Below are 22,086 nucleotides of genomic sequence, written 5' to 3'. Positions count from 1 at the left end.
TTTTAAAAAAAATAAAAGTATGAAAAAGTTAATTATAGGAGCTGCAATTTTATTTGTTCAAATGTCTTTTGGTCAGGTTACCAAAGAGTTAGGTGAATTCGATACCGTAAAAGTTTACGATAAGTTAAGTGTAAAATTAGTTCAATCTTCAGAGAATAAAGTTGTTATAAAAGGAGCAAGAGAAGCAGAGGTTGAAGCTGTCAATAAAAATGGAATATTAAAATTAAGAATGCCTTTTCCTAAACTATTATCAGGAAATGATTTAGATATTACTTTGTATTACAAAAGAATAGAATTGATTGATGTTAATGAAGGAGCAGAAGTTACAAGTAAAGAAACACTAAAAGCAACTTCGTTTAAAGTAAGTGCGCAGGAAGGTGGAAAAATTAATGTAGATTTGAATGTTGATAAGTTAAAAGTAAGTTCAGTTTCTGGTGGAGAAATCACTGCAACTGGTAAAGCAGATAACCTTGATGCCAGTTTAGGAGCCGGTGGTTATTTCCTTGGAAGTAAATTAGCGACTTCTCAGACTAATGTAAGCGTTTCTGCGGGAGGAAAAGCTGATGTTAATGCTTCGACCTTAGTTGATGCAAAAGTAAGCGCAGGAGGCTCTATTTACATTTATGGAAAACCAAAGCAAATAAATCAAAAAACAGTTTTTGGAGGTAAAATCGAAGAAGTAAAATAACAAGTTGTATTTTGATGGTAAATGATATTTTGGCTGGACTGCCATGGGGACTTTTTCTAAGTTTTATGGTAGGTCCAGTATTTTTTATACTACTAGAAACCAGTATTACAAAAGGATTCAGAGCAGCAATTGTCTTTGACTTCGGTGTAGTTCTAGGTGATATTTTTTTTATAGCTATCGCGTATTTAGGAAGTTACAGATTAATTCAGAGTTTAAAAGATAAACCAGCTTTGTTTATTTTTGGAGGAATAATAATGCTGGCTTATGGTATAATTTCTTTCGTTCGTTTAAAAAATGAAGAAAAAATAGACGATGAAGAAATTGATCGTGATATCATCAAAAGAAACTACGGAAGTCTATTTATAAAAGGCTTTTTACTCAACGTTATAAACATTGGAGTATTAGGTTTTTGGCTGGCTGTTATCATTTCTGTAGGACCAAAATTAGAAATGCAAAACTCAAGAATGATTACTTTTTTTACATCAGTTATCATTACTTATTTGCTGGTTGATTGTCTTAAAATAGTATTAGCCAAACAATTAAAATCTAAAATGACACCAACTAATATCGTTAAAATCAAAAAAGGAATTAGTATTGTTTTAATGGTCTTTGGAGTTGCTTTAATCACACAAGGATGGTTTCCAAAAGAAAAAGAAATGGTTAAAAATGCTTTCGAAAAAATAGAAAAGTAGTTGTTAATAACTCAAAAATATAAAATTAAGCCTCTGAATTTCAGAGGCTTTTTTGTGTTTATAAGTCCTTGCGAGGAACGAAGCAATCTCACTACTATAGATTATAAATGTTGATATACTTAGTGAGATTGCTTCGTTCCTCGCAAGGACAAGACATAAAAAAACCTTCAAATTGCTTTGAAGGTTTTAGAGGCATCGTCCGGATTCGAACCGGAGTAGGAGCTTTTGCAGAGCCCAGCCTAGCCGCTCGGCCACGACGCCATTGCTTGAACGGATGGCAAAAGTAACTAAAATCTTTAAATTTCAAAAGTTTCATATGAACTATTTTGAAAAAATACGATTTTAAATAAAATAATTACTTTCTAATTTCTGTCATTTTTATAGTAACTGACTCAACATCACCACCAATAGGAGGATTAATTTTAGAAACCCAAACTGTTGTTTTTTCTACAGTTTCTATCTCTGCCAGCACACGAATATTGATTCTTTTGGCTACATGTTCTAGTAAATGCGAACGAATTGCCATTTCTTCGGTAACAATTTTGTTCAAATGAACGTAATCAACAGTGTCTAAAAGATGATCTGTTTCAGCCGATTTCTGAAGATTTGTTTTTATTTTTAGATCTACAGTATAGTCAGATCCTATTTTTCCTTCTTCAATTAAACATCCGTGGTATGAAAAAGTGCGAATGTTTTTAAGTTTAATGATTCCCATTTTTATCTTGTTTCAAGTTTAAAGTTTCAGGTTTTGCGCTAGTTAAATGACTTTAAACCTGAAACCTGAAACCTTTTTTTTATCTTTGCTAAAATTACTATAAAATAATGGCATCAGAAGAGAAATCACTCAATTTTATTGAACAAATCATAGAGGAAGATTTAAAATCAGGTCTTTCGCAAACTAAACTTCATTTTCGTTTTCCACCAGAACCAAACGGTTATTTACACATTGGGCACGCTAGTTCTATTGCTTTAAATTTTGGTTTAGGTATTGATTATCAGTCACCTGTAAATTTACGTTTTGACGATACAAATCCAGAAAAAGAAGAGCAGGAATTTGTTGACGCCATTAAAAAAGACGTTGAATGGCTGGGTTATACCTGGGCAGAAGAACGTTATGCTTCTGATTACTTTCAACAATTATACGATTGGGCTGTTTTATTAATTAAAAAAGATAAAGCCTATGTTGATAGCCAGTCTTCTGAAGATATGGCCATTCAAAAAGGAACGCCATCAACAGTTGGGACAGATAGTCCATACAGAAATCGTTCTGTTGAAGAAAATTTAGATTTATTCGAAAGAATGAAAAACGGTGAATTTGAGGCTGGTACACATATTCTTCGTGCAAAAATAGACATGAAATCAACTAATATGTTGATGCGTGATCCTATCATGTACAGAATTTTACATAAGCATCATCATAGAACTGGAGATGCCTGGAAAATTTATCCAATGTACGATTGGGCACACGGACAAAGTGATTATTTAGAAGAAATCTCACATTCATTTTGTACACTTGAATTCTTGCCTCACCGTGAATTATACGATTGGTTTTTAGACCAGATTTTAGATGAAAATAAACTGCGTCCGAAGCAAAGAGAATTCGCTAGACGTAACTTATCACATACCGTTGTTAGTAAGAGAAAATTACAGCAACTAGTTAAGGAAAAGCATGTTAACGGTTGGGATGATCCTAGAATGTCAACAATTTCTGGGTTAAGAAGACGTGGTTATACAGCAGCATCTTTACGTAATTTTGCCAACACAATTGGAATTGCAAAACGTGATAATTTAATTAATGTATCGGTTTTAGAATTTTGTATTCGTGAAGATTTGAACAAAATTGCACCTCGTGTAATGGCTGTTTTAGATCCGGTAAAATTGGTAATTACCAATTATCCAGAAGGTAAAGAAGAGTGGTTAGAAGCTGAAAATAACCAGGAAGATAAAAATGCAGGTTTCAGAAAAGTGCCTTTTTCACGTGAATTATACATCGAAAGAGAAGACTTTTTAGAAGAAGCTCCAGCTAAATTTTTCCGTTTGACTTTAGGAAAAGAAGTTCGTCTTAAAAATGCTTATATCATTAAAGGTGAATCTGTTATAAAAGATGCAGAAGGAAATATTACTGAAATTCATGTTACTTATGATACCGATTCTTTAAGCGGAAGCGGGACAGAAGCAAGCCAAAGAAAAGTATCTGGAACATTACATTGGGTTTCTATTCAACATGCGCTTGAAGCAGAAGTTCGTTTATACGATCGTTTGTTTACAGATGAAGCTCCAGACAGTTATAAAGAGAAAAATTTCTTAGATTTTGTGAATCCAAATTCATTAGAAATTGTAACTGGATATGTTGAACCAAGTTTAGCTACAGCTCAAAATGAAGATAAATTCCAGTTTCAACGTTTGGGTTATTTTACTGTTGATAAAGACTCAACTGCTTCAAAATTAGTGTTTAACAAAACTGTTGGACTAAAAGATGCTTGGGAAGAAAAAGGTAAAAAAGAAGAAAACAGCATTAATAATTCGTTAAAAGAAATCAACAAATATTTTAAAGTTGAAAGTAAACCAGAACGTATTGCAATTGAAAGTGCAATAGGGGAGAACATTAAAAATGTTACTAGTTTTTCACTTTTACAGAATTCTTTAAAGAAGAATATCAATAATAATAAGGCTTCGTTGTTATTTGCTCAATTTATTTTGAAATATGGAAGTTGGAAATCAACAGATTTTGAAGAAGAAGATATCAAAAAATTATATTCAATGTCTTTAAAAAGTGAATCAACTTATGTTCGATCTAAAGCATTATTAAATTTGAGAGATATCGAAGAAGTAAGTTTCAAAAATCAATTTGATGATGAAATTTTAAAATTATATTCAAATCCTCCCAAAAATGCATCGGAGAGAGAAATTGAAATTCTTGCCGAGATGGTAAAAAAATAAAATAATTAGAATCTATGGAGAAGCGCTTTTTAAAAGCGCTTTTTTTATTATATATGAAACTTATTAAAATATTAAAACCTATAATTTTTATAAATTAAAAACAGCTTTCATAAATTAATTTTAAAGCATTTTTTTTAATCTTCCACCTCATTAATCTTATTTTAAAAGATCTTTTATTACAAGTCTTTATTTTAAATTTTACTTTTTTTACCACCTATTTTACATTTTTTGAGCCAGATTTTTTTCTTTAAAAATTTTTAAATGAAATTCTGGTATAATTTTTAATGTATTTTAAATTATAAAATAGTGTTATCGCTATTTTATATATGATAATTTATTTTTATTATTATTAAAATTGATGTGTATAATAAAAAATATAGATTTTATAAATTAAAATTGACTTTCATAAATTTATTATAAGAGGCTTTTTAAATTTATCCATCTCTAGAATCCTATTTTTTAAATTGATTGAAATTCGCTGCTTATTTTAAGTTTTGATTTTTTTGACCCAATTTTTACCTTCTACTAACTTTTTTATTTTTTCATAATGTAAAACCGATTTTTATTATATAAATTAATTTGATTAAAACTTTAAAATGATAGTTTAATTTAATAATTAATATAATTGATTAAAATTATATTAATTATAGTTTTTATATATTAGAAATAGCTTAAATAAATTAATTTTAACGCATTTTTTTATTCAAGTTGATATGTAACTCGTTTTTTGATTTATTGTTTATTTATGAGCTTTATTTTAGTTTTAGCTGTTATTTTTGTCAGTTTAACGGGTTGTTAACATACAATTGTTTATAAAGTTGCTACTTTTAACTCAATACCAAAAGTCAGAGATGATTTTTATAAAAATTAAAATTTGCCGTTAAAGAAACTAAACTGAAATTTATTGTTTTTAAAAACTCGTAATTTTTACAACAGTAAATCTTCAAAATTGATTTCTTGAAAAGACAATTTTATGTTCTCATTTTTATTATGATGTAATCCTGATAATATTTCGCGTAAAAGGTATTTTTCAAATTGTATCATAATGTACAAAATTCCATAATGTTGAATTTGTGTTAAGCTTTAGTTTTTAAATTTCAAATCTGATCATTTTTAATTTAAATCTAATTATCATGAAAATTTTATATTTTACGCTAGCAATGTTATTTGCAAATGTTGCAATTTCACAAACACATCAAATTACAAAACATAATGGTGAACAACTTGATGTTAATTTCATAAAAAACGAAAATGGTTTAATTTATTATTCACTAAACGGAAGTTCAGAAGAAATTAAAATTAGCAAACATGCTGTTTCATCAATTACGAATAAGCAAACCAAACAAACTCAAAAAATTTCTGATAAAATAATAGTAGATTCAAAAGACGATTACAAAATGGTAACTGTTCTGCCTCAGGAAAAGACAATAGGACTGAAGCAAGCTGCTAGTTTTACTGGTGTCTCGACAAGGACAAAAGGTGAACCGCCAATTGCAAACCAGAAACAAACTGCTATGAGAATAAAATCTAAGTCGGCTTCAAATGGTTCTCCTTTTGTGAGTATTGTTGAAAAAGGTGATGGAAAATATGAAGCAGTTACTTATGTGTATTAATTCTATTGTTAAATTTTGAATTTTACTGTTTAGCATTTTAAAAAAGAACTATCTTTATTAATCACTTAAAAAGAAATATTATGTCTAATAATTCAAATACAATTGCAGCAATTTTAGCTGGTGCTGCAGTAGGAGCGGCAATCGGGATTTTATTTGCTCCAGAAAAAGGATCAAAAACCCGAGCTAAAATTAAAGAAGGAATTGATGATGCAAAACATAATTTGCAGGATTCATTTGAAGCAAGTTCTGAAGTACTACGTGAAAAATTCACAGGTGCAACAAAAAATCTTGATGGAACTTTGAATGATTTACTTTCAAATGTAAGTCATAAGACAGAAGAAGTGATCACTTTTTTAGAATCTAAATTGGCTGATTTAAAAGCACAAAACGCTAAACTTCAAAAATAAAAATCTATTAAATTGTACAAGAAGCACTTAACTTGCTTATTTTTATAAGACAGTTTTGTGCTTTTTTTATTTTAAAAAATCTAGTTATGGCTTTTGAAGAGTTAAAAGAAAACACCGAAAAAATTCAGGATCAGACTAAAGTTTACATCGACAGTCATTTGGCCTATTATAAACTTTGGGGTTTTAAAGTTGCAATGAAATCAACAACGCTAATTTTTAAATTCACGTTGATATTATTGTGTTTTAGTATGGTTTTGATTTTTGGATCTTTTGCAGCAGCCTATGCTTTTGGAGATTTGTTAGGCAGTAATGCTCTAGGATTTTTAGCAGTAGGAGGGATCTATCTATTATTTACTATTTTACTTTTCTTTATAAAAGATAAAATGGTTGAAGGACCAATTTTAGAAAAGTTTTCAGAAATATTTTTTAACGATTGAGAATTATGGAAAAGAAAAAATACTCATCTTATGCTGAAATTGACAGAGATTTAGAAATCTTAAAATTGGAAAAAGATATCAATTATCAGAAATTGGTTTTAAGTTTTCAGAGAACAAAAGAAAGCATAACTCCGCAAAATATTGTAAACGGATTTGTTTCATCGTATACAGATTATTTTAAAAATTCGTATCCGCAAATACTTCAATCTATAATACCATTTGTTATCAATTGGTTTACCAATAAAAAAAGAGGCCGTTAAGCCTCTTTTTTATTTTACAATTATTGTTGAACATCTGGTTGAATATCATCTTCATAACCAGATTGAGGTTTTATTTGTTTTGGTTTTTCTACTTTTTTATTATTTTTCTTCATCATTTCGCCAACTTGGTTAGAAGCTGAAAAAGAAGCAACCATATTATTCAACATGTCACTTCCGGCTTGTGGTGAGTTTGGTAAAAGAATCAAGTTAGAGTTTGTATCAGATCCGATAGATTGTAGAGTATCATAATGTTGTGTAACCACAATTAAGGCAGATGCTTCTTGAGAATTAATTCCAACATTGTTCAAAACTTCAACACTTTCTACAAGACCTCTAGCAATTTCACGACGTTGATCTGCAATACCTTGACCTTGTAAACGTTTACTTTCTGCTTCTGCTTTTGCTTTTGCAACGATTCTAATTCTTGAACTTTCTGCTTCAAATTCTGCTGCAGTTTTTTCTCTATCAGCAGCATTAATTCTGTTCATTGCATTTTTTACCTGGATATCTGGATCAATATCAGTGACCAAAGTATTGATAATATCATAACCGTAAGTAGTCATTGCTTCATTCAATTCTCTTTTTACCGCAATTGCAATATCATCTTTTCTTTCAAAAACATCGTCCAGTTTTAGTTTCGGAACTTCGGCACGGACAACGTCAAAAACGTAAGCCGTAATCTGATCGTGTGGATATTCTAGTTTGTAAAATGCATCATACACTTTATCCTGAATTACTTTAAACTGAACTGAAACTTTCATTTTAATAAAAACGTTGTCTTTAGTTTTAGTTTCGATGATAACATCTAATTGCTGGATTTTAAGATTTACACGTCCGGCCAATCTATCTACCAACGGAATTTTAAGTTGTAATCCTGAATTTCTAACACTCTGAAATTTTCCGAATCTTTCTATTATGACAGAACTCTGCTGTTTTACTGTAAAGAAAGAAGACATGAAAATGAAGAATGCCAATACTAAAAAGATAATTAATCCTGTACCCATGGTTATAAAATTTATGTTTATGATTTTGGTAAATTACGAAAATTCTTCTAAAATAAAATTTTTAGACATTAAAAAAACGCTAAGAACATTTGTGATATGTTTCTTAGCGTTTCAATTTTAATTCGAATTCTAATTATAAAGTCGCTATCGCTTTCTGAATTCTAGAAATAGTTTCTTCTTTTCCAATGATTTCAACAATGTCAAATAGGTGAGGACCTTTAAGTGCTCCAACCAAACTTAAGCGGAAAGGCTGCATAACTTTACCCATTCCGATTTCGTTTTTAGTTAACCAATCTTTTACAATTGCTTCGATATTTGCAGAATCAAAACCATCAATATATTCTAGAGTAGAAATCAATTCTTGCATTAAAGCTGGAGTTTCTTCTTTCCAGTTCTTGCTTGCTTTTTCATCATAAGATGTTGGAGCTTGGAAAAAGAAATCTGTTAGATCCCAAAATTCAGAAACAAAATGCGCTCTTTCTTTTATTAATGAAACAATTCTTGTGATGTCATATTTAGAAATGTCAATTCCTTTTTCCTGTAAAATAGGAGTGAAGGCTTTAGCTAAATCTTCGTCATTTTGTTTTACTAAATATTGGTGATTGAACCATTTGTTTTTCTCTGGATCAAATTTAGCTCCTGCTTTATGCACTCTGTTCAAGTCAAAAGATTGAGCTAATTCTTCTAAAGAAAATAATTCTTTATCAGTTCCATCATTCCATCCTAATAAAGCGAGGAAGTTGACAACTGCTTCTGGGAAAAATCCTTTTTCTCTGTAACCAGAAGAAACTCCTTCTTCAGTTTTCCATTCTAGAGGAAATACTGGGAATCCCATTTTGTCACCATCTCTTTTAGACAATTTACCATTTCCAATTGGTTTCAAAATCAAAGGCAAATGAGCAAATTCTGGAGCTTCCCAACCAAATGCTTTGTATAATAAAACGTGAAGCGGCATAGATGGCAGCCATTCTTCGCCACGAATAACGTGTGAAGTTTCCATCAAATGATCATCTACAATATTAGCTAAATGATAAGTTGGCATTCCATCACTTTTAAACAAAACTTTATCATCCAAAAGATTAGTTTCAAACTTCACATCTCCACGAATAATATCTTTCAAATGTAAAGTTTCATCAACCGGAGTTTTAAAACGGATTACATAATGCTCTCCATTTGCAATTCTTTTAGCAGTTTCTTCTGCAGAAATTACTAAAGAAGTATCTAATTTTTCACGATTGTGATGATTGTAAATAAATGTTTTTCCTTCAGCTTCGTGTTGTTTTCTATGTGCATCTAAAGCTTCAGGAGTATCAAAAGCATAATAAGCCCAGCCAGAATTTATTAATTGATCGGCATATTGCTGGTACAAATCTTTACGTTCGCTTTGTCTGTATGGACCAAATTTTTCATTTTTCCCTACAGTTTCTTCAGGAGCAATTCCTAACCATTCAAGTGCTTCCATAATGTAAGCCTCTGCACCAGGAACAAAACGAGTCTGATCTGTATCTTCAATTCGAAGATAAAAAACACCGTTATGTTTTTTTGCAAATAAATAATTAAATAGGGCAGTACGAACTCCGCCAATATGTAATGGTCCAGTCGGACTTGGTGCAAAACGCACGCGAACTTGCTTTGACATTTGTTTAAAATTTTGTTGCAAAGATACAACTTTAGATAAATCCCAATTTTTTAAAATTCCAAATTCCAAACACAGTGAATAGTTGGAATTTGGCATTTAATTTTTTGGAATTTGAATCTTTATAATTACTACTTTTATAGGTTATAATTAAAACAGATTTATTTTGAAAACAACATCTGCTATATACCAGAAGCTCGAGGCTTTCATTAAGAAATATTATACCAACGAACTGATAAAAGGAATGCTTCTTTTTACTGGTTTTGGATTATTGTATTTTTTATTTACGCTTTTCGTAGAGTACTTTCTATGGTTAAAACCTTTAGGAAGAACTTTTCTATTCTGGTTATTTATTGCCGTTGAAGTTTTCCTTCTGGTTCGATTAATTATTTTCCCTTTGTTTAAATTATTTAAACTTCAAAAAGGAATAGATTATACTCAGGCCTCTAAAATTATTGGAAATCATTTCACAGAAGTAAGTGATAAACTAACTAACTTTTTACAATTATCAGCTGATAATAATGCTGAAAGTTCTGAATTGGTTTTGGCTTCGATAGAACAAAAAGCAAATTCTTTACAGCCAATTCCTTTTGGAAATGCCATTAATTTTAAAGCCAATAAAAAATATCTGCCATTGGCTTTGGTTCCAGTTTTGCTTTTTGCAGTGTTTTATATTTCTGGAAATAGCAATATTATTTCTCAAAGTTTGAATAGAGTAGTGCATTTCAATTCTGCATTTTTACCGCCAGCTCCTTTTAAGTTTGTGGTTTTAAATTCTAATTTGCAAGCAGAACAAAACAAAGATTTTGTGATCAAAATGGAATCAGTTGGGAATGTTGTTCCAGAAAATGTAATGATCCATATTGGTGATGAAAGTTATTTTATGGAATCTTCACAGCCAGGAAAGTTTGAATTTAAAGTAGAAAAACCAGCAGAAAATATTAGCTTTTCTTTTGAAGGAAATAATGTTACTTCTCAAGAATATGAATTGAAAGTTATCACTGTTCCATCAATTGCAAACTTCGAAATGATTTTGAATTTTCCTTCTTATCTAAAGAAAAAATCAGAGACCATTCAAGGAACTGGAAACGCAATTGTACCTGAAGGAACAACGGTAACTTGGAAAATGAATACCAAATCGACTCAGGAAATTATATGGAAAAGAGATAATGAAGTTTTTAGATTTAATAAGATAGAAAATGACTTTAAATTGGCTAGGAATATTAGTCAAAATACAGAATATCAAATTCTTACGTCAAATGATAAGGTTAAAAACTACGAAAAACTAGATTATCAGCTGTCTGTTATTAAAGATCAGTTTCCAACCATCAATGTTGGTCCAGCACCAGACAGTTTAAAGCTGGATAAGAACTATATTTTAGGAAGATTAGGTGATGATTACGGACTTTCAAAACTACAAATTGTATACTACGAACGTAACAAACCTCAGTCTGCTAAGCGTGGAAACATTCCGGTAAAGGCTGGTGTATTTGATCAGTTTGTTTTTAATTTTCCAAGTAACCTTCCGGTAGAAGAAGGAGTTTCATATGAATACTATTTTGAAGTTTTTGATAACGATGCACCGCATGGTTTTAAGAGTACAAAGTCTTCAACATTTTCAGATCGTGTAGCTACAACAGATGAAATTCAAGATCAAGAATTGCAACAGCAAAATCAAAATATTAATAGTTTATCTAAATCTTTAAAGAACCAAAACAAGCAGATTTCAGAAATGGATAAGCTTCATAATACTGGAAAAGAAAAGGATAATTTAGAGTTTAAAGATCAGCAGAAGATCAATGATTTTATCAAACGTCAGAAACAACAAGACGAAATGATGAAACAGTTTTCTGAAAAAATGAATCAGAACTTAGATAAATTTAAGGATGATAAGAAAGATAAAACAGCTGAAGATTTACAAAAACGTTTAGATAATGCACAAAAAGATTTAGAAAAGAATCAGAAATTATTGGACGAATTGAAGAACTTAAACGATAAATTAAACAGTGAAGAACTGTTTGATAAGATGGAAAAGTTCAAGCAAATCAGCAAAAACCAATCTCGTAATTTAGAACAATTGGTTGAGTTGACCAAGCGTTTTTATGTTTGTAAGAAAGCAGAACAAGTTGCTGAGAAACTAAATAAACTGTCAGAACAACAGGAACAGTTATCTAATAAAGAGAAAGAAAATACGAAAGAGAAGCAAGATGAAATCAATAAATCTTTTGATAAGATTCAAGAAGATTTAAAAGATTTGAAAGAAGAAAACAAGACTTTAAAGAAACCTTTGGATATTCCATCTGATGCTTCAAAAGAGAAAGATGTAGATAATGATCTTCAAAAAGCTTCAGAAGAATTAAGTAAAAAGAATACTTCTTCGGCTAAGCCAAAACAGAAAAGTGCTTCAAAGAAAATGAAAAGCATGGCTCAGGAAATGCAGAGCGAAATGGAAGGCGGCGAGCAAGAACAGATGGAAGAAGATGTAGCAATGCTTCGTCAGATTCTAGACAACCTTTTGGCATATTCTTTATCACAAGAAGATGTAATGAAACAGTTTAAATCTATGAAATTAGGTTCATCTGCATTTACAAAAAACATTAAAATTCAGCAGAATTTAAAACAACAATTCAGACATGTTGATGATAGTTTGTTTGCACTTTCACTACGTAATCCAAAAGTAGCTGAAGACGTAACCAAAGAAATTGGCAACGTACAATACAACATGGATAAAGCTATAGAAACTTTAACTGACGTTCAAATTCCAAGAGGAGTTTCACACCAGCAATATGCAGTTTCATCTGCCAATAAGTTAGCCGATTTTCTAAGTGATTTATTGAATAATATGCAGATGTCTATGTCTAAACCGGGTGCTGGAAAACCTAAACCTGGAGACGGACAAGGAATGCAACTACCAGATATTATTCAGAAACAAAAAGGACTTGCTGATAAAATGAAAGAAGGAATGAAACCAGGTCAAAAGCCTGGTGATAAACCTGGGGAAGGTCAAGAAGGAAAGTCTGGTCAAGGACAAAGTGGAAAAGGAAAAGAAGGTCAGGGTAAAGAAGGGCAAGGTAACAAAAGCGGTGATAAAGGTTCTTCTGGTAAAGATGGAAAAAGCGGTAAAGGAGAAAAGGGAGATAAGAATGGAAATGAAGGTGAAGATGGAGAAGGAGATGCAGAAGCTATAATGGAGATATACAAAGAACAGGTTAAACTTCGTGAAGCTTTACAAAAAGAATTAGCGAGGAAAGGTTTAGATTCTCAAGGCAAATCTGTAATCGATCAAATGAAGCAATCAGAAAAGCAAATTTTAAATAAAGGATTTAAGAATGAAAACCTGCAGCGTATCTTAAATATTCAACAAGAATTATGGAAACTAAACAACGCAGTTCAGCAACAAGGACAAGATACACAAAGGCAATCTGAAACCAATAAAGCTGAATTTAGTAATCGTTCGAATGTTTTACCAAGTTCATTATTGGAATATTTAAACAGTGTAGAGATATTAAACAGACAATCACTACCTTTGCGCTCGAATTTTAATCAAAAAGTTCAAGAATACTTTAATACAAAATGATAAATTTTAATTACGAAACTGATTTTACTTTAGGAGACGAGCAGGCTTTTAGTGACTGGCTTAGTGCTGTGATTGTTTCTGAAAAGAAAAAAGAAGGAGAGATCAATTATATATTTTGTGATGATGAATATCTACATAAGATCAATGTTGAATATCTAGATCACGATACACTTACAGATATTATTAGTTTTGATTATACTGTTGGCAACGAGTTAAATGGAGATATTTTTGTATCTGTGGAACGTGTTGCAGATAATGCTAAAGACTTCAATGTTTCGTTTGCTGAAGAATTGAAAAGAGTACTTTCCCATGGGATACTTCATTACTGCGGTTACAAAGATAAAACGGATGAAGATGCTCAATTAATGAGAGCAAAGGAAGAAGAAAAAATGAAGATGTTTCACGTGGAACAGTAATTAAATCTCTTTTTTATTTTTCAATGTTCCACGTGAAACGTTTTAGTTTTTAATTTTTAATTTTTAAGAACGTTCCACATGAAACATGTTTATAGGAAATGAAAGTTTTTTATAACGTTCCACGTGGAACGTTGAAGTAATGAATTCAATAAAAGATTAAATCGTTCCACGTGGAACATGATTCTTGATAGGTTTTTAGAAGTAGAGAATGGAAGTTTAGGAAATGTTTCACGTGAAACATTTCGTTTTAAAGATTGTGTTTTCAAAGTCTGTTTTGAAGTTCTATTTTGAAGTTCTATTTTGAAGATTCTATTTTGAAGATTCTATTTTGAAGATTCTATTTTGAAGATTCTATTTTGAAGATTCTATTTTGAAGATTCTATTTTGAAGATTCTATTTTGAAGATTCTATTTTGAAGATTCTATTTTGAAGATTCTATTTTGAAGATTCTATTTTGAAGATTCTATTTTGAAGATTCTATTTTGAAGATTCTATTTTGAAGATTCTATTTTGAAGATTCTATTTTGAAGATTCTATTTTGAAGATTCTATTTTGAAGATTCTATTTTGAAGATTCTATTTTGAAGATTCTATTTTGAAGATTCTATTTTGAAGATTCTATTTTGAAGATTCTATTTTGAAGATTCTATTTTGAAGATTCCAGTTTGAAGATTCCAGTTTGAAGATTCCAGTTTGAAGACTCCAGTTTGAAGACTCCAGTTTTGGAATTTGGAATTTCATAGATTGAAAATTAAATATGCGTTCCACGTGGAACAAGGAAAAATATAAATGTAATTCTAAAAACCGCGTTAGCGGTTTTTGGAGAATAATAAAACAAAATGTTTTTAGAAGAATACGATGTTATTGTGGTGGGTGCAGGCCATGCTGGTTCTGAAGCTGCGGCTGCGGCGGCAAATTTGGGATCGAAAACTTTATTGGTTACAATGAGTTTGCAAAACATTGCACAAATGTCTTGTAATCCTGCGATGGGTGGAATTGCAAAAGGACAGATCGTTCGAGAAATTGATGCGCTTGGTGGATATTCAGGAATCGTTTCAGATAAGACAGCGATTCAGTTCAAGATGCTGAACAAATCAAAAGGACCTGCAATGTGGTCGCCAAGAGTTCAAAGTGATAGAATGCGTTTTGCTGAGGAATGGAGAATGATGTTGGAGGGAACTCCAAATCTTGATTTCTACCAAGAAATGGTAAAAGGACTGATTATTGAGAATGGAAAGATAAAAGGAATTAGGACTTCACTTGGTGTGGAGATTCGTTCCAAATCTGTTGTTTTGACAAATGGTACCTTTTTGAATGGTTTGATTCATATTGGAGAAAAACAATTCGGTGGAGGAAGAGCAGGCGAAAGTGCTGCAACTGGAATTACCGAGGATTTGATTAAAGCAGGTTTTGAAGCTGGAAGAATGAAAACAGGAACGCCGCCTCGAGTAGATGGACGTTCTTTGGATTATTCTAAAATGAATGAAGAAAAAGGAGATGCGAAGCCATCGAAATTTTCGTATTCAGATATGACAGCTCCATTAACACATCAGCGTTCTTGTTACATGACGTATACGTCATTGGATGTTCATGATATTTTGAGAGAAGGTTTTGATCGTTCCCCAATGTTCAACGGAAGAATCAAAAGTTTAGGTCCAAGATATTGTCCATCGATTGAGGATAAGATAAATCGTTTTGCAGATAAAGAGCGTCATCAATTATTTGTGGAGCCAGAAGGATGGAATACTTGTGAAGTTTATGTAAACGGATTTTCAACTTCGCTTCCTGAGGATATTCAATTTAAAGCGCTTCGTTCTGTTGCAGGTTTTGAAAATGTAAAATTCTTTAGACCTGGTTATGCTATAGAATATGATTTCTTTCCGCCGACGCAATTGAAACATACTTTGGAGACAAAGTTGGTAGAGGGATTATATTTTGCTGGACAAATAAATGGAACAACTGGATATGAAGAAGCAGCTTCTCAAGGTTTGATGGCTGGAATAAATGCACATTTAAAAGTGCACGAAAAGGATCCGTTGATTTTAAAACGTGATGAAGCGTATATTGGAGTTCTAATTGATGACTTAATTACCAAAGGAACTGAAGAACCATATCGTATGTTTACATCTAGAGCAGAATATAGAACATTGTTGCGTCAAGATAATGCCGATTTCAGATTGACTCCAATGTCGTACGAAATTGGTTTAGCTTCTGAAGATCGTTTACGCAGAATGGAACAGAAATTAAATGAATCTGAAAAGATGGTTTCGTTCTTCAAAGAAACGAGTGTTAGTGTTGCAGAAACAAATCCAATTTTGGAGGCGAAAGAATCTGCTCCAATTACACAAGGAGATAAAATGTTTAAAATTTTCTCTCGCCCACAAGTTGAATTAGAGGACATGGTGAAATTTGAAAAAGTGGCATCATATATTCAAGAAAATGATTTGGATGAAGAAATTGTTGAGCAAGCAGTTATTCAAGTGAAATATTCTGGTTATATCGAGAAAGAAAGAAATAATGCTGATAAACTAAATCGTTTAGAGGAAGTAAAGATTCCAGAGAATTTTGACTATAACAAAATTAAATCAATGTCTATTGAAGCAAAACAAAAATTAAGCAAGATTCGTCCTGTAACTATTTCTCAAGCTTCAAGAATTAGCGGAGTATCACCCAGTGATATTTCCGTGCTTTTGATTTATATGGGAAGGTAGTCTAATTTTAGATTGCAGATTGTTGATTTTAGATTTTTTTTTAATTTGTATTATAAATCTAAAATATGAAATGTTCCACGTGAAACCTTTTACAAAATAAATAATCTAATTTATCATTTCACAATCTGAAAAAGACATATTTTCGAGTGTAATATTTTCTAAAACTTGTGCAAAATAAGATTAGCAATTATGTTGAATATTAAATCTCGTGAGAACGAAAAGAATTTAAAAGAATAAAATAAAAAAACTAAAAATCCTAAAAGCGATAAAATTTCGTTTTTAGGATTTGCTATAAATTAAACCCAATATCTATAAAATTTAAAAATGGACGTTTTAAACAAAAAACACTTTCTAACTGTAAAAGACCATTCTGTTTCAAAAGAAATTTTTGATTTGTATTACGATGAAGAATTAGATATGCTAATTACTTCGCCACAGCCCGAACTTCAAAATTTAGGTAAGTATTACGAAAGTGAAGATTATATTTCGCATACCGACAACAAACGTTCTTTATTTGAAAAAGCTTATCATTTTATAAAAAATATTGCACTTCAAAACAAATTGAATTTAATTAATAGCGAACAACCTAAAAAAGGTAAACTTCTGGATATTGGAGCTGGAACCGGAGATTTTCTTTTAACAGCAAAAAATTATGGCTGGGAAACAATTGGAGTAGAACCAAGCGAAAGAGCAAAGAATATTGCCAAACAAAAAGGAATTTCATTTGTTGAAGAAATCGACAGTTTAGAAAATAACTCTTTAGACGTGATAACAATGTGGCATGTTTTAGAACATGTGCCAAATTTAGAATTTCAGATTCAAGAATTGAAGCGTTTATTAAAACCAACTGGAACATTAATTGTTGCGGTTCCAAACTACAAATCGTTTGACGCAAATCATTATCAAACTTTTTGGGCAGCTTATGATGTGCCCATTCACTTTTGGCATTTTTCAAAAAAATCAATTCAGCTGCTTTTTGAAAGAGTAGATATAAAATTAGAAAAAATACTTCCAATGAAGTTTGATTCATTTTACGTGAGTCTTTTATCAGAAAAATACAAAACAGGAAAGATGAATTACATCAAAGCATTTTTCATTGGTTTGAAATCAAATTGGAAAGCTAAAAAAACAAACGAATTTTCATCACACATTTACGTGTTGAAAAATAAATAAGATTTTATAAAGCTATTTTGCCCTCGATGGGTGATGGCTTTTTTAGGTTAAAAAAATCGTAAAAAATGCGATTTTATTCTAATAGTATCAGATTATTGTAAATATTTTTTCAATAAATAAAAACAATATCATAAAATTTGCGCATTTTTTAAACTTTATGCTGATGCTATTGATTTTTTTATATTTTTGTCTTCAATACTTAAAAATAGAATTAAAAAAAATGAAAAAAGCATTAGTTATTATCGCACTTTCAGTTTTCGCAGTTTCTTGTAATAAAACAGCAGAGGTAAAGGAAGTAAAAACAGCTTACGTGGATACTTCGGTTTTGATGAAAGAGTACACTGAGGCAAAAGATTTAGAGGCAAAATACAAAGCTCAAGCGGAAGAAAAAGGAAGACAATTACAAGCTGAAATTTCACGTTTTAAACAAGACGCTGCTAATTTTCAAAGTCAAGCGCAGGCTAATGGTCAAGCATGGGCACAGCAAAGAGGTGCTGAATTGCAAAAAAGAGAGCAGCAATTAGGATATGCTCAACAAGCACTAGCACAACAATTACAACAAGAAAGTGGTGTAGAAATGGATTCTCTTGTTAGTGGAGTTAAAAAATTCATCAAAGATTACGGAAAGAAAAACGGTTATTCTTACATCTACGGAACTGGAGATGCTGCAAGTATTTTGTATGCTGAAGATAAATATGATATTACAAAAGATATTATTAAAGCATTAAATGATAAATATAAAGCAGAGCCAAAAACAGATGCAAAACCAGCAGCTGAAGCTAAAGAAGGCGAAGCAAAAAAATAAAACTACCAAACTAACTAAATTACTGAAAACCTAAATCCACTAAGATTTAGGTTTTTTCTTTTTATAAAAATGCGGTAATTTTATTTTTTAATACAAGCCCAATGCAAAACGTTTCAGAAGCGGCAGCTTACACTTTACAATTCATCAATCAGACGCAAAAATCTATTTTCCTTACTGGTAAAGCAGGAACAGGAAAAACTACGCTTTTACGCGAAATTATTGCCACAACCCACAAAAATACGGTAGTAGTTGCCCCAACAGGAATCGCTGCCTTGAATGCAGGTGGAGTAACAATTCACTCGATGTTTCAACTTCCTTTTTCAGCCTTTATTCCGTCTTACGAGGGGAATGCGCAATTTACAGACACGGTTAAGTTTGAAAATAAAGAATCGCTTCGCCGTCATTTTAAGATGAATAACGTCAAAAGAAATGTAATTCGAAATATGGAGCTTCTGATAATTGATGAAGTCAGTATGCTTCGCGCAGATTTATTGGATGCAGTTGATTTTATGATGCAGTCTGTGCGACGAAACAGCCAAGCTTTTGGAGGTGTTCAAGTTTTATTTATTGGAGATTTATTACAGTTACCGCCGGTTATTCGCGATGAAGAGTGGAGAACTTTGAAAAATTACTATCGAGGAAAATTCTTTTTTCATTCGCATGTGCTGCAGCTCAATCCGCCGATTTATATCGAGTTGTCTAAAATTTATCGCCAGACAGACGATATTTTTATTTCGGTTTTGAATAATCTGCGAAATAACCAGATTACACCAGAAGACGTTGCGGTTCTAAATCAATATGTTAAGCCCGATTTTGATTTCAAGGAAAACAAAGGCTACATAACGCTTACAACGCATAACGCTAAGGCAGATTCTATTAACTCACAGTCAATCAATGATTTACATGGTAAAGAGTATATATACACGCCATTTGTTGTGGGCGATTTTCCAGAAAAGATTTTCCCAGTCGAAGAAGAATTAAAATTGAAAGTCGGAGCACAAATCATGTTCGTTAAGAATGATTTGTCTTTCGAAAAAAGATATTTCAACGGAAAAATGGGTGTAATCAAATCACTTTCAGACGAGGAAATCTTTGTTCATTTTCCAGAAGAGAATATGACACTTGAAGTGGAAAAGTACGAATGGAAAAATATTCGGTACAAAGTCAACGAACAGACAAAAGAAATCGAAGAAGAAGTTTTAGGCACATTTGCGCATTATCCCATCAAACTTGCTTGGGCGATTACGGTTCACAAAAGTCAAGGTTTAACTTTCGACAAAGCTGCGCTCGATGTATCGCAAGTTTTTCTGCCGGGACAAGCCTATGTTGCACTTTCGCGTTTGCGTTCGTTAAACGGGCTTATTTTGCTTTCTCCGATGCAGATGAATGGCATTTCGAACGATCAAGATGTGATGGATTATGCTTTGAACAAAGCAACAGAAGAAATTTTGAAAAACTCACTGCATTTTGAAACCAAGAATTTTATTCATAACTATTTGATAAACAGTTTTAATTGGACAGAACTCGCGCAGGAGTGGCGCAATCATCGTTTTAGTTATAACGAAAATGCGACAGGTTCAGAAAAATCAAAGCATACCGTTTGGGCACATAAGCGTTTAGACACAATCGAACAGCTTTTAGAGCCTTCCCAGAAATTCATCATTCAGCTGAATAAAATTTTCAACAAAGAAACGGTTGATTTATTTTTTGTGAAAGAAAGGGTAGAAGCCGCCTATGATTATTTTTTCAAACCAATGGACAAATTGGTCGATGATTTGATTTATAAAATTGCAGAAATCCAAAAATTTAAAAAAGTAAAAGAATTTTATGAAGAGCTGCATTTTTTAGAAGATCTCCAGACAAAAGCAGTTTTGAGATTGTTGAAAGCAAAATTGTTGATCGAAGTTATGGTTTCTGGCGAAGCAATCTCCAAAGAAAAGCTTTCATCTCCATTTATTAGAAATTATAAAAGCAATAAAGCCGAAAGGATTCGTGATGAGCTTAAAATAACAAATACAGACATTTTTAGAACCGAAGAACCCGTTGTTCGATACAAACCAGCTAAAGCAGATAAAAATGAGCTTAAAACGGCTAAAAAAACAACAGTCGAAGAAACGTATGATTTGTGGCTGGAGAAAAATTCTGTTGAAGATATCGCAAGAATGCGTAAATTGAATGTTCAAACTATAGAAGGACATTTGATAAGACTTATCCAAGCGAAGAAAATTGAAATAACGGATGTTTTACCTTATGATAAAATTTTGGCTTTGAGAGAAGCGTTTGAGTTTTATCAAGAAGAATCTCTAAGCGGTTTGAAAGAAAAACATGGAGATGAATTTACCTGGGATGAACTAAAAATGTTCAAAGCCAGCATTAATTGATTTTCGAGACGTCCCACGTGAAACATCATTTTCGTTTTTCAAAATACTTATTTATAACGCATTAAATTATTTTGATATGAAAATAGTCAGATTGTTTTTAATTTATTTTATGTTTTGTGCTTTGAGCATGAGCGCACAGGATTTGAAACCTGAATACCAAAAAATTATTTCGAAATTTATTTCAGAGGTAAAGAGCGGTAATAAAACAGCTGTTTCCAATCGGATAAAATTTCCATTAAAAAGAGATTCTCCAATTCCAGCGATAAAAAATAAAACGGACTTTGTTAAAAAATACAATCAAATTTTCGACCCGATTTTAGTTGAAAAAATTAGCAAATCAGATCCTGCAAAAGATTGGTCGGAAATGGGTTGGAGAGGAATTATGCTGAATCAAGGAGATTTGTGGATTGATACTGATGGAAAAATCATCAGCATAAATTACCAGTCAGAAGCAGAGAAAAAATTAAAAAATTCGCTGATTGCTTCTCAGAAAAAAAATGTAAACAGTTCGATTTCAGATTTCAAACAACCTGTTGCGGTTTTAGAAACGTCAAAATTTCGAATCAGAATCGATGATTTAGGAAATGGCAAATATCGCTACGCTTCTTGGTCAATCAAACAAAAAATGACAGACAAGCCAGATTTAGTAATTGAAAATGGAGTTTTCTTTGCCGATGGAACAGGAGGGAATCATCATTACGAATTTAAAAAAGGTGATTTTAGATATGAATGTCATTTTATCGTTTTGGGCGAAAAAAATTCGGCGCCTGCGGCGTTAATTGTATATCAAGCCGAGAAAAAAATTCTATCACAAGATGCAAAAATTGTTTCACGATAAACATTAAAAAAGCCTAATTCGTTATGAATTAGGCTTTTTAATTAGATTGCTGAAATCACTTTTTCAAGTTCTTTTTCCTGAGTAATTTGAGTCAGTTTAAGCTTCTGAATGTTGACCTCATTTTCTTTAGTTTTGATTCTCTGCTTTTGAATTTCTTCATCAGAAATTGAAGATGTTGTAATCTTGTTTTCAATTTTCTGATTAGCAAGTTCAAGTTTGCTGATTTTTTCCTTCGTCGATTTCAAATTGTTTTCAGATTTCGAAAGGTTTTTCTTTTTGCTTTCCAGTTCTTTCTGCTCCTTCTTCAGCTGTTCAATTTTGTCATCCAATCTTTTATAATTTTCTTTTAAGATTTTTTGCGTTTCAGCTTCTGTTTTTTTTAGCTCTAAATTTTGAGCATTGTTACTTTGAATTTGCTGTGCAAAAAATGACTGCGAATTAAGCAATAATAAGAATACTAGGGTTTTGAAGATTTTATTCATTTTGTTTTAAATTTTTACGGGACGAAT

19 protein-coding genes and 1 tRNA gene are annotated in these 22,086 nt (G+C 31.5%); 14 read left to right on the top strand and 6 right to left on the bottom strand.

The genetic code is table 11. The annotated features are described in order from the left end of the window. Positions 1–19 precede the first annotated feature (19 nt). On the top strand, positions 20–688 hold the full coding sequence (locus QMG60_RS04485; protein WP_057115460.1) for a head GIN domain-containing protein: 669 nt from the start codon (positions 20–22) through the stop codon (positions 686–688). Between the two features lie 14 nt (positions 689–702). Continuing rightward, positions 703–1,380: a LysE family transporter gene (locus QMG60_RS04480; protein ID WP_057115459.1), complete on the top strand. Its 678-nt coding sequence runs from the start codon at positions 703–705 to the stop codon at positions 1,378–1,380. Between the two features lie 190 nt (positions 1,381–1,570). Here the strand turns inward: QMG60_RS04480 and QMG60_RS04475 are convergent. Together QMG60_RS04475 and folB are read right to left on the bottom strand one after the other, a co-directional pair. Continuing rightward, positions 1,571–1,641 (bottom strand) — tRNA-Cys (locus QMG60_RS04475). Between the two features lie 94 nt (positions 1,642–1,735). Continuing rightward, a complete protein-coding gene (gene folB, locus QMG60_RS04470) occupies positions 1,736–2,095 on the bottom strand; it encodes a dihydroneopterin aldolase (RefSeq protein ID WP_129745791.1) in 360 nt (119 codons plus the stop codon). Between the two features lie 107 nt (positions 2,096–2,202). Between folB and QMG60_RS04465 the strand changes: the two genes are divergently transcribed. From QMG60_RS04465 to QMG60_RS04445, 5 genes are all read left to right on the top strand, one after another. Next, positions 2,203–4,320, top strand: a complete 2,118-nt coding sequence (locus QMG60_RS04465; protein WP_281867006.1) for a glutamine--tRNA ligase/YqeY domain fusion protein — start codon at positions 2,203–2,205, stop codon at positions 4,318–4,320. Between the two features lie 1,133 nt (positions 4,321–5,453). After that, complete coding sequence (locus QMG60_RS04460) at positions 5,454–5,933, top strand: hypothetical protein (RefSeq protein WP_281867005.1); 480 nt, start codon at positions 5,454–5,456, stop codon at positions 5,931–5,933. Positions 5,934–6,013: 80 nt separating this feature from the next. Continuing rightward, positions 6,014–6,340, top strand: coding sequence for a YtxH domain-containing protein (locus QMG60_RS04455; RefSeq protein WP_057115454.1), 327 nt, complete (start codon positions 6,014–6,016; stop codon positions 6,338–6,340). 86 nt (positions 6,341–6,426) lie between these two features. Further along, positions 6,427–6,777, top strand: coding sequence for a competence protein (locus QMG60_RS04450; protein ID WP_134138790.1), 351 nt, complete (start codon positions 6,427–6,429; stop codon positions 6,775–6,777). Positions 6,778–6,782: 5 nt separating this feature from the next. Further along, positions 6,783–7,037, top strand: coding sequence for a DUF6327 family protein (locus tag QMG60_RS04445; RefSeq protein ID WP_281867003.1), 255 nt, complete (start codon positions 6,783–6,785; stop codon positions 7,035–7,037). Positions 7,038–7,057: 20 nt separating this feature from the next. On the opposite strand, the gene QMG60_RS04440 is transcribed toward QMG60_RS04445, so the two are convergent. Together QMG60_RS04440 and gltX are read right to left on the bottom strand one after the other, a co-directional pair. Beyond that, entirely contained in the window at positions 7,058–8,041 is a 984-nt protein-coding gene (locus tag QMG60_RS04440; protein WP_057115451.1) for an SPFH domain-containing protein, read from the bottom strand. 133 nt (positions 8,042–8,174) lie between these two features. Further along, positions 8,175–9,680: a glutamate--tRNA ligase gene (gene gltX / locus QMG60_RS04435; RefSeq protein WP_281867002.1), complete on the bottom strand. Its 1,506-nt coding sequence runs from the start codon at positions 9,678–9,680 to the stop codon at positions 8,175–8,177. A 163-nt stretch (positions 9,681–9,843) separates the two neighbouring features. Here gltX and QMG60_RS04430 point away from each other — a divergent pair, with 163 nt between their 5' ends. Both QMG60_RS04430 and ybeY read left to right on the top strand, forming a co-directional pair. Then, complete coding sequence (locus QMG60_RS04430; protein WP_281867001.1) at positions 9,844–13,254, top strand: hypothetical protein; 3,411 nt, start codon at positions 9,844–9,846, stop codon at positions 13,252–13,254. Further along, positions 13,251–13,670: an rRNA maturation RNase YbeY gene (gene ybeY, locus QMG60_RS04425; RefSeq protein ID WP_281866999.1), complete on the top strand. Its 420-nt coding sequence runs from the start codon at positions 13,251–13,253 to the stop codon at positions 13,668–13,670. The genes QMG60_RS04430 and ybeY overlap by 4 nt, the downstream gene beginning before the upstream one ends. A gap of 617 nt (positions 13,671–14,287) precedes the next feature. Here ybeY and QMG60_RS04420 read toward each other — a convergent pair. Then, the gene (locus QMG60_RS04420; protein ID WP_281866998.1) at positions 14,288–14,410 is read right to left on the bottom strand and encodes a hypothetical protein; all 123 of its coding nucleotides are present in this window, start codon (positions 14,408–14,410) and stop codon (positions 14,288–14,290) included. A gap of 98 nt (positions 14,411–14,508) precedes the next feature. Between QMG60_RS04420 and mnmG the strand changes: the two genes are divergently transcribed. From mnmG to QMG60_RS04395, 5 genes are all read left to right on the top strand, one after another. Then, positions 14,509–16,380, top strand: a complete 1,872-nt coding sequence (gene mnmG, locus QMG60_RS04415; protein ID WP_281866997.1) for a tRNA uridine-5-carboxymethylaminomethyl(34) synthesis enzyme MnmG — start codon at positions 14,509–14,511, stop codon at positions 16,378–16,380. Between the two features lie 324 nt (positions 16,381–16,704). Next, positions 16,705–17,553, top strand: a complete 849-nt coding sequence (locus QMG60_RS04410) for a class I SAM-dependent methyltransferase (RefSeq protein WP_281866996.1) — start codon at positions 16,705–16,707, stop codon at positions 17,551–17,553. Between the two features lie 220 nt (positions 17,554–17,773). Further along, a complete protein-coding gene (locus QMG60_RS04405) occupies positions 17,774–18,358 on the top strand; it encodes an OmpH family outer membrane protein (RefSeq protein WP_057115446.1) in 585 nt (194 codons plus the stop codon). A gap of 101 nt (positions 18,359–18,459) precedes the next feature. Next, positions 18,460–20,739, top strand: a complete 2,280-nt coding sequence (locus QMG60_RS04400) for a helix-turn-helix domain-containing protein (RefSeq protein WP_281866995.1) — start codon at positions 18,460–18,462, stop codon at positions 20,737–20,739. A 76-nt stretch (positions 20,740–20,815) separates the two neighbouring features. After that, complete coding sequence (locus QMG60_RS04395) at positions 20,816–21,577, top strand: hypothetical protein (protein WP_281866994.1); 762 nt, start codon at positions 20,816–20,818, stop codon at positions 21,575–21,577. A gap of 41 nt (positions 21,578–21,618) precedes the next feature. Here QMG60_RS04395 and QMG60_RS04390 read toward each other — a convergent pair whose 3' ends face one another. Beyond that, positions 21,619–22,059 (bottom strand): hypothetical protein, encoded by a 441-nt coding sequence (locus tag QMG60_RS04390; RefSeq protein WP_134138777.1) that lies wholly within the window; start codon positions 22,057–22,059, stop codon positions 21,619–21,621. Between the last annotated feature and the right edge of the window lie 27 nt (positions 22,060–22,086).

The organism is Flavobacterium sp. GSB-24, from assembly GCF_027924665.1.
In the GTDB taxonomy this organism is placed as follows: Bacteria; Bacteroidota; Bacteroidia; order Flavobacteriales; family Flavobacteriaceae; genus Flavobacterium.
This window is presented reverse-complemented; position numbering and strand designations above follow the sequence as displayed.

Bases quoted from the DNA above. Each gene is read 5' to 3' on its own strand.
- QMG60_RS04480 (WP_057115459.1), top strand. From the start codon at position 703: ATGGTAAATGATATTTTGGCTGGACTGCCATGGGGACTTTTTCTAAGT.
- QMG60_RS04440 (WP_057115451.1), bottom strand. From the start codon at position 8,041: ATGGGTACAGGATTAATTATCTTTTTAGTATTGGCATTCTTCATTTTC.
- QMG60_RS04450 (WP_134138790.1), top strand. From the start codon at position 6,427: ATGGCTTTTGAAGAGTTAAAAGAAAACACCGAAAAAATTCAGGATCAG.
- QMG60_RS04405 (WP_057115446.1), top strand. From the start codon at position 17,774: ATGAAAAAAGCATTAGTTATTATCGCACTTTCAGTTTTCGCAGTTTCT.
- QMG60_RS04390 (WP_134138777.1), bottom strand. From the start codon at position 22,059: ATGAATAAAATCTTCAAAACCCTAGTATTCTTATTATTGCTTAATTCG.
- QMG60_RS04410 (WP_281866996.1), top strand. From the start codon at position 16,705: ATGGACGTTTTAAACAAAAAACACTTTCTAACTGTAAAAGACCATTCT.
- QMG60_RS04445 (WP_281867003.1), top strand. From the start codon at position 6,783: ATGGAAAAGAAAAAATACTCATCTTATGCTGAAATTGACAGAGATTTA.
- QMG60_RS04465 (WP_281867006.1), top strand. From the start codon at position 2,203: ATGGCATCAGAAGAGAAATCACTCAATTTTATTGAACAAATCATAGAG.
- QMG60_RS04455 (WP_057115454.1), top strand. From the start codon at position 6,014: ATGTCTAATAATTCAAATACAATTGCAGCAATTTTAGCTGGTGCTGCA.
- QMG60_RS04420 (WP_281866998.1), bottom strand. From the start codon at position 14,410: ATGAAATTCCAAATTCCAAAACTGGAGTCTTCAAACTGGAGTCTTCAA.
- QMG60_RS04460 (WP_281867005.1), top strand. From the start codon at position 5,454: ATGAAAATTTTATATTTTACGCTAGCAATGTTATTTGCAAATGTTGCA.
- ybeY (WP_281866999.1), top strand. From the start codon at position 13,251: ATGATAAATTTTAATTACGAAACTGATTTTACTTTAGGAGACGAGCAG.
- QMG60_RS04400 (WP_281866995.1), top strand. From the start codon at position 18,460: ATGCAAAACGTTTCAGAAGCGGCAGCTTACACTTTACAATTCATCAAT.
- QMG60_RS04485 (WP_057115460.1), top strand. From the start codon at position 20: ATGAAAAAGTTAATTATAGGAGCTGCAATTTTATTTGTTCAAATGTCT.
- mnmG (WP_281866997.1), top strand. From the start codon at position 14,509: ATGTTTTTAGAAGAATACGATGTTATTGTGGTGGGTGCAGGCCATGCT.
- folB (WP_129745791.1), bottom strand. From the start codon at position 2,095: ATGGGAATCATTAAACTTAAAAACATTCGCACTTTTTCATACCACGGA.
- gltX (WP_281867002.1), bottom strand. From the start codon at position 9,680: ATGTCAAAGCAAGTTCGCGTGCGTTTTGCACCAAGTCCGACTGGACCA.
- QMG60_RS04395 (WP_281866994.1), top strand. From the start codon at position 20,816: ATGAAAATAGTCAGATTGTTTTTAATTTATTTTATGTTTTGTGCTTTG.